At 36.3% G+C, this 9482-nt stretch carries 8 protein-coding genes; all 8 read right to left on the bottom strand.

The genetic code is table 11. The features are described 5' to 3' along the window. Nucleotides 1-86: 86 nt before the first annotated feature. Complete coding sequence (locus tag ACGHIN_RS11110; RefSeq protein ID WP_390453392.1) at nt 87-629, bottom strand: hypothetical protein; 543 nt, start codon at nt 627-629, stop codon at nt 87-89. A 41-nt stretch (nt 630-670) separates the two neighbouring features. Then, nucleotides 671-1207: a hypothetical protein gene (locus tag ACGHIN_RS11105; RefSeq protein ID WP_390453389.1), complete on the bottom strand. Its 537-nt coding sequence runs from the start codon at nt 1205-1207 to the stop codon at nt 671-673. Further along, nucleotides 1204-3951, bottom strand: coding sequence for a COG1470 family protein (locus ACGHIN_RS11100; protein WP_390453386.1), 2748 nt, complete (start codon nt 3949-3951; stop codon nt 1204-1206). The genes ACGHIN_RS11105 and ACGHIN_RS11100 overlap by 4 nt, the downstream gene beginning before the upstream one ends. Next, the gene (locus tag ACGHIN_RS11095; RefSeq protein WP_390453383.1) at nt 3944-4741 is read right to left on the bottom strand and encodes a WxL protein host-binding domain-containing protein; all 798 of its coding nucleotides are present in this window, start codon (nt 4739-4741) and stop codon (nt 3944-3946) included. The genes ACGHIN_RS11100 and ACGHIN_RS11095 overlap by 8 nt, the downstream gene beginning before the upstream one ends. Before the next feature lie 106 nt (nt 4742-4847). Then, nucleotides 4848-5426 (bottom strand): hypothetical protein, encoded by a 579-nt coding sequence (locus ACGHIN_RS11090; protein WP_390453379.1) that lies wholly within the window; start codon nt 5424-5426, stop codon nt 4848-4850. 262 nt (nt 5427-5688) lie between these two features. Next, on the bottom strand, nt 5689-7317 hold the full coding sequence (locus tag ACGHIN_RS11085; RefSeq protein ID WP_390453376.1) for a BamA/TamA family outer membrane protein: 1629 nt from the start codon (nt 7315-7317) through the stop codon (nt 5689-5691). A gap of 136 nt (nt 7318-7453) precedes the next feature. Next, nucleotides 7454-8254 (bottom strand): SDR family oxidoreductase, encoded by an 801-nt coding sequence (locus ACGHIN_RS11080; RefSeq protein WP_390453374.1) that lies wholly within the window; start codon nt 8252-8254, stop codon nt 7454-7456. 2 nt (nt 8255-8256) lie between these two features. Next, nucleotides 8257-9477, bottom strand: coding sequence for a 3-phosphoshikimate 1-carboxyvinyltransferase (locus ACGHIN_RS11075; protein WP_390453371.1), 1221 nt, complete (start codon nt 9475-9477; stop codon nt 8257-8259). Nucleotides 9478-9482 lie beyond the last annotated feature (5 nt).

Below are 9482 nucleotides of genomic sequence, written 5' to 3'. Positions count from 1 at the left end.
ATTTAAACCTCATACATTATTTGTATGAGGTTTTTTTTGTGCTTATAATTTCTGCATCTCTGAATGAAGTTGAAGTTTTATGGATATCAATTAGGACCTATAGTGAAAACTATTTGTGCGTTGTATGTTGTAGCAGGAATTGTTACAGAAACACCACTTATTTGTAATTGAACATTAATGCCCGAATAGGAGACACTATTGCCAAGCCCTAAAACTCCTACAAAGTTTATGGTAAAAAAGGTGGTGTCTACAGCTTGTGATGTTTCTATGTAAGTGGTTCCGCCATTGATGGTTGCACTACAGCCAAGACATACCCCACTGATCGTTGCAGTTCCGCCATTCCTTTTAGCGTAAAGACGCAAAGCATTATTCCATGAAATTGCGTTATAATGCATACTCACTCTGGCTGCTCCACCTGCTAGAAGATTAAGAAAAGATCCCGGTAATGAGCCGGATAAGGTTATTACGTTATTGGCACTTTCATAAGTACCTACGTAGTTACTTCCCGCTTCAGTAATAGAAGGTACACTCACAGTCCAATTATTTCCACCTACAGTTATTGTTTGTCCATTTAAACGATTATCAGCAATCACTAAAGAAGTAATACATAAACACTTCAATAAGAGCATTTTTTTTAAGTGGAAGTTATTATTAAGTTTCATTTTAGTTTTTATTCTGTGATTGTATAAGTGATGACAATTGGTGTATTGTTAATAGCGGATAAGTTGGAATAGGTATTAGGAGCCATTGTGATGGTAAGTCTGTGTCCATTATTAGCTCCGGTTCCTGTATAAGCACCGCCAATTCCGTTGATAATGGCTACCGGAGTTGTGGTAATCGTTATTTGGCCTAAAGGTGTTCCTAATGTACCGCCACCCGCTCCGGAAGCTGTAGCTGCCTGTATCTTAATGTCGACACCTGGAATAGTCTGATTAACCGAGGCGGTTATTCGTCTGCTGACACCTCCGGGAGCGATTGCTGAAGTATAATTGATCCATTTGCTGGTATTACCCACCGGATTCACAATCGATCTTCCTGCTTCTGTAGGAGCTGTAAAATTAAGCGTGATATTACCTGCCGGCTCTACATCTAATAATGTTACTACAGGTAATGTTACAGAAACATTTTTATTTCCTGAAGTTTGTGAAAAAACATGACAGGAAAATAATGAAGCAATGAGAAATGATATATGGCAAATGTCTTTCATTTTAATTTTTTTATTTCATTGTAACCCACTTTTACAGGTTCCTGTTGATATTTAATTTCCGTTTGCTGTTTAATGATGTTGATGACTATCCGTTTAGTTTCTGAAGGATTCAAAATGAGCTGAAAAGTATCCATTGCTATTTTATAGCGTTTATCTAATCCATTTCTGTATATTTTTACCGTCCAGTTTCCGGGGCGTAAATAGGTGAAGTCAAAGTTCTCACCAATAATGCACATTTTTCGGTAGGTTTGTTCCTTATTGGAAACCTCTATGATAACGTTATCCTTCTTTCTTTTGTCATTTTTAGGAAATTGAGCGAAACTTAAAAGATTCTCTTTAGGTCCTATAAGTTGAATATTTCCTTGGATGTTGGCTGCAGTTGTTAAGCCGAAATTAAAAACATTCTCTTTCTTAATAAGGTTTACAGTAGCAGGTAAAACAACATCAGGAATGTCATCGATTTCTATTGTTGATCGATCTATTTCAAGAAGATATTCTCCCGGAATAATATTCTTGAATAAGAAATCACCATTTTTATCGGTAACGGATAAATGATTTCCCAGAATTAATCTGACTCCATGTGCTTTTTTAACCCCGAGGTTTTTTATATTTCCGGATAGGGTAGTATATTCTGCGATCTTTTTTACAGGAACATTCAGACGTAAAGTATAGCGCAATGAAAAGATGAAATCTTTATCGCCAAGTTCTCCACGTTGTAAAGTATAGCGGCCGGATACATCCAATTCATGGCCCGGAAAAAGCTGCTGATGGAAAAGAGCTTCAAAAAGATTACGATCATTAAAATACTCCTCAGGAATATAATTATTCTGATAAAACAGACTAAAATACGTTTTTTCCGAGAACCGGCTTATGATACGCCCTCCATAGTAAATTTGTTTCTGGTTCTGCATCTGATAGCGGGAGGTAATGGCATAGCTTCCATATAAATTAAAAGAAGTTTTCAATTTTTCAAAACTAATATTGGCTGTATAAAAGCTCGAATTTCCGGAAAAACCGGTGAGATAATTCTCCGTTTTCCCAAATTGGCTCTGAAGATTCAACTGAAATATCCCCAATTGCTGATCCAGATTTATTTTAAAGAATTTTTCATAATAATCGAATTGTTTTGGTTCCAGACGGTCTTCGTATTTTTGGAAGCCATTATAAAATGTAAGCAAGCCGTTCTTCAGGTATCTGTAGCTGATGCCGTACTGAAAAAACTTTCTGTAAGGAGCAGATAAGTATAAAGTATCCCTTTGAAAATTCCTTGCATCTTCAATGTAATTGGCAAGTATATTTATTTTTTTTGAAAGTTTATACTGTATATTCCCATTCAGGGTATTGGTATTGGTAAAATATCCTGAAAAGTGAGGGCTGGCTCTCATGAACATGATATTTCCTGTAACTTTTTCAAAACTTCCCTGCGCCTGTATCAAATATGCATTTCCTTCCGTAAGATCAGTTTTGCTGTATGCCAATTCTCCTGATATACTAAAGTTTTTATTCAGTTGGAATTTTCCTTTCAGGTAAGGAATATGTGCCGGAGAATCTAATATGACATTACTAAAATTAAGGAAATCTTCATTCTTTCTGGGGATTTTATGTAAATATCCCGCTGTGATTTCAGATTCTTTTCCCATTTTCAATTGAGAATATACATTGAATTCATCCCTAATATCACGGAAAAATCTGGGATGATTATAGAATCCGCCGAAGCTGAATTTTTTCAGATCAAAACGAACTTCTGCACCGCGACCATATCGTGCAAATTCAGTTAAGAAAGAGGACGAATAAGTTTTATCGCCTAAATGAATAAAAAAATGATTCCGTTTATAATTAATGAAATATTCTTCATATTGGGTAAATGAATTGAATTCAACCGGATTGCGGGTTACAGCCCGGAACTCGAGAATATCTTTATTTTCCTCACTTAAGCTGCCTTTACCATATATTTCTCCCTGGAAACCATCATTATAAATGCCTCTGTTCCGCATTCCGACAAATGACAGGGAAGCAGAAGCGGGAAAACGATGGTAAATGTCTTCTTCAATAGGTTTTACGGGTATAATTTTGACACTTGCATAAACAGTTTGGCGGTCTTTATCAGAAGAATAAGCTGACAAATCAAGATTCTGAAATTCATTTTTTCCCAATTCCGGATTAGTGATTTTACTGACAGTAACAATTTTTGTTTCACCGGAAGGAATGCTGATTACCGAATTTCCGTTCACAGAAGCGGTTTTACTTTCCAGAGTAATGTTTTCCGTTACATTTCCGCTGTTTTTAAGAAGAAAATTAGCGGTAATGGTTTCCCCTGCTTTTATAAATTCGGGAGAATCCAATAAGGTAAGAGAAAGCTTTCTGCTTCCCAATACCGTTACCTCCGATGATTTTGTAAGAACAATATCAGTATTCTTTTCCATTAGTTGTAAAGTAATTGTATATTTTCCCTGTGGTGTTTCTGTAGCAATACGCAATGGAGCTATATACACACTTCTTTCCTTAGCAGGAATTGAGAATTCGCTTTTTGATGCGATAGGGATGATATGTAAGCTTGAAGTCTCTACATACGCTGTATATATTTTAACCTCAGAACCTGGGTTTTCTATCGTAAAGGAAATAGAAGTAGATGTTCCCGGCAGCAGACTGTCTTTTTTTTCGACAAAATCAGGACTTTGTTTCTGTGCGAAAATAAGCGCCGGGAAAAATAAAATGAGATATGGTATAACCCAATTTTTAATCATTTTTTACTTCTAATTCCACATTGAGGGCGAAAGCGTTTTCGTCTTCATCAGTTGCAATGATGGCAGCATTATATTTGTCCGGAGGCAATTTGCTGATATCAATATAAAATAATTTGGAAGTGGAAGGCAATAAACCCATTGCCTGGCTCGAAAACACTCCGGCTTTTTGCCCGGTTTTCCGGTTGTATACTTCAACGGTAGCTGTCGGTTTGCAGTAAAGATTTCCGTTGTTTGCGATGGCAATTTTTAAAACAGATTTACCGTCTTCCTTATCAATTTTTATACTTTCGAACCTGAGGTCAGGTTTTGCACTTTCCGAATTGTAATCAGTGATGATCTGAACGGCATACCGGATAATGGAAGTAATATTGATCCCTTCCTTCTTATCAGGCTGTATATTTTCCACCGGTTCAATAATAACAACACTCCAATAACTCCCTACCTGTTCAATCTTATCCGGAACGGTGATCTCATAATACAGATCGGTCTTCTCTTTAGCCTGTAAAGTGAGCAGATTGGTTGTTAATTTTATCCAGTCTGCATTGGTCTTTCCGTTAGTTTTGGGTGTGCTATAGCTGATGGATCCGTCGGCTTTATAGCTGAAATCCTGTAAATAGATTTTTACATTTTGTGGAGTGCTGTCTGTATTTTCCATACTGATCTTTCCTTTATAGGTCTTTCCGCCTTCTACCTTATAACTATGGGTAAGACCGTTAAGAATAACGATGCTTGCCTGTAAAAAACTGATGGGTACTACTAAAGCCACAAAAAATAAAATACGCCTTATCATTCCGGTAATATTTGAATTAAAAATAGAGTCAATAGAAAACTAAGAAGAAATTGAGTATTCAACTTCTCCTTATATTTTAAGTAATAAACGTCGGTACTTTTAAGATTTAATTATCAGAAATCGTGTATGTTACCGTAGCTACGGCCGTGGTAGATGCTTGCAGGTCCGCGTATGCCGCAATAGAGCCTGAACCGCTTCCAGGAGCTAATGCATAGGTAAGATTGTGCCCGTTATTGGCACCATCTCCCGTATAAGCACTTCCAATTCCTGAAATAATCGTTTGGTCTGCTGCACTTAAAATTAATTGTGCAGAAGGTGTTCCCAATGTTCCTGCTCCGGATCCGGTAGCCGCTGCCGCAGTTACCTTAATATCAACTCCCGGAATTACTGCATTCAGCTTAACAGAAACAGTGCGGGTAGCGTCCGTAACAGATTTAATGGAGGAATAGTTCAGCCAAAGGGTATTGTTGGTCCCTGTAAGAGTGATCGGTAAACCTGCTTCAGTAGGTGCTGTGAATCCCATCGTAATATTTTTACTGGCGGCGGGTTCTATATCTACCAAAGCTACTTCCGGAATTGTAATTCCGATGGTGTGGTTGTCTGTATTGCTGTCCTGAGCATTCATTTGAGTAGCAAATGCTAAGGCCGTTAAAGATAAAATTAAAGAAAGCTTGTGTTTTTTCATGGTATTTAAATTTAATAAAGTGAAAATAATAAAAAAAGGATGAATTATGAAATAAAAAATTATATTTTTTTATTATTAATTATTGATTTTCAATAGTTTGTTATGCATGCATAAAAATAAAATATAAATTGATTTTTTTAAATGACATTCAAAATTATTCAATGTGTTGTAGGATTGCGATTTAAATACTGAATATTTTCCATAAAAAGTAAAAACCTTACATGGCTTTATGTAAGGTTTTATAGATGTATTTTTAGGAAAATCAGAATCTGCTCAGAATTCCCCAATGGATTTTTATATCATTGAATTTAAAAGGATTTCCAAATTCATTACCATTCGAGAGCTGGAAGCTCATGAGACCGATCGGAATAAAGAAATTGAAACCGAGCCCCACACTGTAGAGTTTGGGTTTTACGTTTAAGGATTTGTTATTCAGCTGTCCGTACTGTCCGAAAACGTCAAAAAAGGCCTGATTCCCGATGAGATACCGGTATTCCAAACTCCCGTAATAGTAGAAATCGGCGGCGAGGGAACTTTCATTAAATCCCCGCATGGAATTCCAACCCCCGAAACGGTATAATTCGTTGGCGGAAAACTCAATTTTAGAATCCATCATGGCTCCTTCGGCTTTTATATTGAGAAAATGATTGCCATTGATGTGATAATTATGCTCTCCGAAAAAGTAAAACTGGTTTTGCGGTGCTTTGATGTTATCTTTCGTATAAGTTGTGGTAAGATAATCGTATCCTCCGTTGATCTTGGTTTTATAAAGGAAAAGGTCTATATCGGTGGGCTCTATCATTTCAAACCAGATCCCGATCCCTTTTTTGTTGTAATCTTTTCCCTGAACGTATAATGTGTCAATAATACTTGAGCTTTCGAAAGTTCCACGAAGACCGATTTTATTGCGGCTGTTCAGGTGATAATAAAAGGCAGGAAGAGCTTTTACATTCGCAAAAGTAGAATCCTGTCTGAAAATATTCACTTTCATATTCAAGCCCACATTAGATTTGAAAAGGTAGGGAATATCTGTAGCAAGATCAAAAGTCTGTCCTTTATCCGGGTTTCTCTGCCAATATAAATTGATGGTTTCAAAGCCGTTGAACATATTCCTGAAGTTCACGTTCAATGTTCCGTTTAAGGTGAATTTATCCGTTTTGTCATTTCCGAAGCCGATAACCCCGTCAAAAGTATTAGTTTTTTTCTTTTCCATGAAGAGATAAATCCGGGTGGAATCTTTGGTAAATAAAGTCTGTGGCTGACGTTCCAGCGTAACGAAAGGATGGCTTTGGAAATTTTTATTGATGGCTACGAGATTCTTGTCATCATAGGTTTTACCTTTGAAATCCTTTTCAAGATTTTTAATGAATCTTTTCGGAACTCTTTCATAACCTTTCACCACAAAACCGTCAATAGTTCTTTTATCATTCTTGTTGATATCAAGCTCTACCACGGGATAGCCGTTTTTCTGGCCTTTATATTTGGATTTGATACGGCTGAAAGAATATCCGTCATCAATATACTTTTTATTGATGCTCTTTTTGGTAGAATCTAAATTTTTCGTGAAGAATTCTTTCTGTTCCTTTGTTTTCTGAACAATAGAGTCGGAAAGGCTGACATACGTTTCATTGAAGTTTTTGCCTTTGTCGTAAAAAATTTCCGTACTGTCTCCTTTTATTTTAACTTCTTTAAGCTCGGTGAAAAAATAATTATTTTGAGCGAGAGAATCCAAAAACTTTACGGCAGAAGCAGAATCCTTTACTTTTTTCTTAACGTTGGTCTGTGAATCTATAAGCCAATACTGCTTCTTCTGTGCCTGAACAAAAACACAGAATAATACAAAAAATATTTTCAATAATAGCTTCAATTCACATATCTGCTTTGAAACCATTAAGGTAGACTTAAGGTGTTAAGATTATTAAGTATAGCTTCGCTAAAGTTTTAACTTAAAAGATCAGAATGATTAACCTTAATTCCTTACATCTTAATGGTTTAAATTATATTTAAAATTTGTTTAATAACTGAAACTAATCCAGTTTATTATATTTTTTCATTAAATTTTCATAGGTTCCCTGAGGAAGAATCCATTTTAGCGGAACACCTATTTTCTGCCCGAATTTACCAAAATAATAATGAGCTTTCCATTTATTTTTATTTAAGAGCGACTCAATATAAGCAGCAACTTCTAATGGTTCTGTTCCTTCACCTACATGAGCATTCATCAGAGCATATACTTTTTCAAAAACATTTTGATAAGGTTGTGAGACTTTTGTTCTCACCCTGTTTTCGGCAATATTGGTTTTGATGTCGCCTAAGTGAAGGGAACAAACTTCAATATTCCAAGCATAGACTTCATATCTCATCGCTTCCGTTACTTTATCCAAAGCCGATTTCGAAGCTGAATAAAACCCACGGAAAGGCAGTCCCATTTCACTTCCTATGCTGGAAATATTGATGATCTTGCCGAATTTATTTTCACGCATTTTCGGCAGAACGGCAGTCATCATCTGAACCGCACCTACCAGATTCAGATTGAATAATTTCAGGATATCTTCTTTAGTGGAATCTTCTACAGCTCCCACCATTCCCATTCCGGCATTGTTGATCAATGCATCAATTCTGGTTTCGGTTTTTAAAACTTCCGCAATAGCGTTTTCTACTGCTGTATTATCTGTAATATCCGTAGGAATAGAAGTAAAGTATGTACTTTCCGTATATTTCCGGCTCAATCCGTATACTTTATGGCCTTTTTTTCCAAAATATTCGGCTAAGACAAAACCGATTCCGGATGATGTTCCTGTGATGATGATAACTTGTGCGTTGTTCATAATTAGTTTTTTACTAAAATAGTTTGAAGATCTTCCCAGAATTGAGGATAGGATTTCTCCACTACATCTTCATCTTCAATATGGAGTTCTTTGATCAGACAGAAGGGAGCAAAGCTCATAGCCATTCTGTGATCCTGATAGGTTTTGATGGAAATATTTTCTTCGGTTTCCCCGAAACTAATCGATTTAATTGTTGAACCCGTAATTTCAGTTTCTGTTCCTATTTTTTTCAGTTCATTATATAAAGCCAGCAATCTGTCGGTTTCTTTTACCCTTAATGTTCCCAATCCTGAAATTTCAAAAGGAATCTGAAGTGCAGAAGCCGTTACGCAAAGAGTTTGGGCAATATCCGGACAATTATTCATATCCAGAACTATTTTTTCAGGGAAGGAGAAATCAGGATCAGGTTGTAATGTTATTGTATGCTCACCTTCTGAGAAAATAGTTTTAATACCAAAGAATTTTTCATAAATATCAGCAATGGCGGAATCTCCCTGTGTGGATTCTCTATAAAAGCTTTTCAGATGAATCGTTTCTCTTCCCAATGCACCAATTGAATAATAATAAGAAGCGGAGCTCCAGTCGCTCTCCACTTCATAATTCATCATTGAAGAATGCTTATCGAAAGGCCCTACTTTGATGGTGTTTCCTATAAAGCTGTTTTGAATTCCGAACTTCGTCAGAATATCCAGTGTCATTTCAATATAAGACCTTGAAGTTACTTCGCCAACTAAATTGATTTCCAAGCCGTTTTCCAATTTTCCTGCGATCAATAGAAGCGAAGTAATGAACTGGCTGGAAATATTCGCCGGAACATCCACCTTAGTTTCGGTAATTTTTCTTCCCTGAATTTTTAATGGTGGAAAACCTTCATTTTCCATGTATTCGATCTCCACACCAAGATTTTGTAAGGCAGTAACCAAATTTTTGATCGGTCTTTCTTTCATTCTTTTGGAACCGGTAAGAATTGTTGTTTTTCCATCCTGGATTGAGTAGAACGAAGTAAGGAAACGCATGGCAGTTCCTGCATGATGAATGTCTACAATCTCTGTGTTTTCAGACAGCGCTTTCTTGAGTAACTGTGTATCCTGCGAATTGGAAAGATTGCCAATTTTTATGGTGTTGAATAAACTTTCCAAAATCAATAAACGATTCGAAATACTTTTCGAACCGCTGATCTGTATGGTTTTGTTTCCTGTTAATTGTGATTTTTCTAACTTCATTTTTA

Origin of the sequence: Chryseobacterium barbadense (genome assembly GCF_042849955.1) — a bacterium.
GTDB lineage: Bacteria > Bacteroidota > Bacteroidia > Flavobacteriales > Weeksellaceae > Chryseobacterium.
Note: the sequence above shows the minus strand (reverse complement) of the source record. Positions and strands in the feature narration are given on the sequence as shown.

Coding starts and splice junctions, on each gene's coding strand:
- ACGHIN_RS11110 (WP_390453392.1), bottom strand. CDS start 629: ATGCTCTTATTGAAGTGTTTATGTATTACTTCTTTAGTGATTGCTGAT.
- ACGHIN_RS11105 (WP_390453389.1), bottom strand. CDS start 1,207: ATGAAAGACATTTGCCATATATCATTTCTCATTGCTTCATTATTTTCC.
- ACGHIN_RS11095 (WP_390453383.1), bottom strand. CDS start 4,741: ATGATAAGGCGTATTTTATTTTTTGTGGCTTTAGTAGTACCCATCAGT.
- ACGHIN_RS11080 (WP_390453374.1), bottom strand. CDS start 8,254: ATGAACAACGCACAAGTTATCATCATCACAGGAACATCATCCGGAATC.
- ACGHIN_RS11085 (WP_390453376.1), bottom strand. CDS start 7,317: ATGGTTTCAAAGCAGATATGTGAATTGAAGCTATTATTGAAAATATTT.
- ACGHIN_RS11090 (WP_390453379.1), bottom strand. CDS start 5,426: ATGAAAAAACACAAGCTTTCTTTAATTTTATCTTTAACGGCCTTAGCA.
- ACGHIN_RS11075 (WP_390453371.1), bottom strand. CDS start 9,477: ATGAAGTTAGAAAAATCACAATTAACAGGAAACAAAACCATACAGATC.
- ACGHIN_RS11100 (WP_390453386.1), bottom strand. CDS start 3,951: ATGATTAAAAATTGGGTTATACCATATCTCATTTTATTTTTCCCGGCG.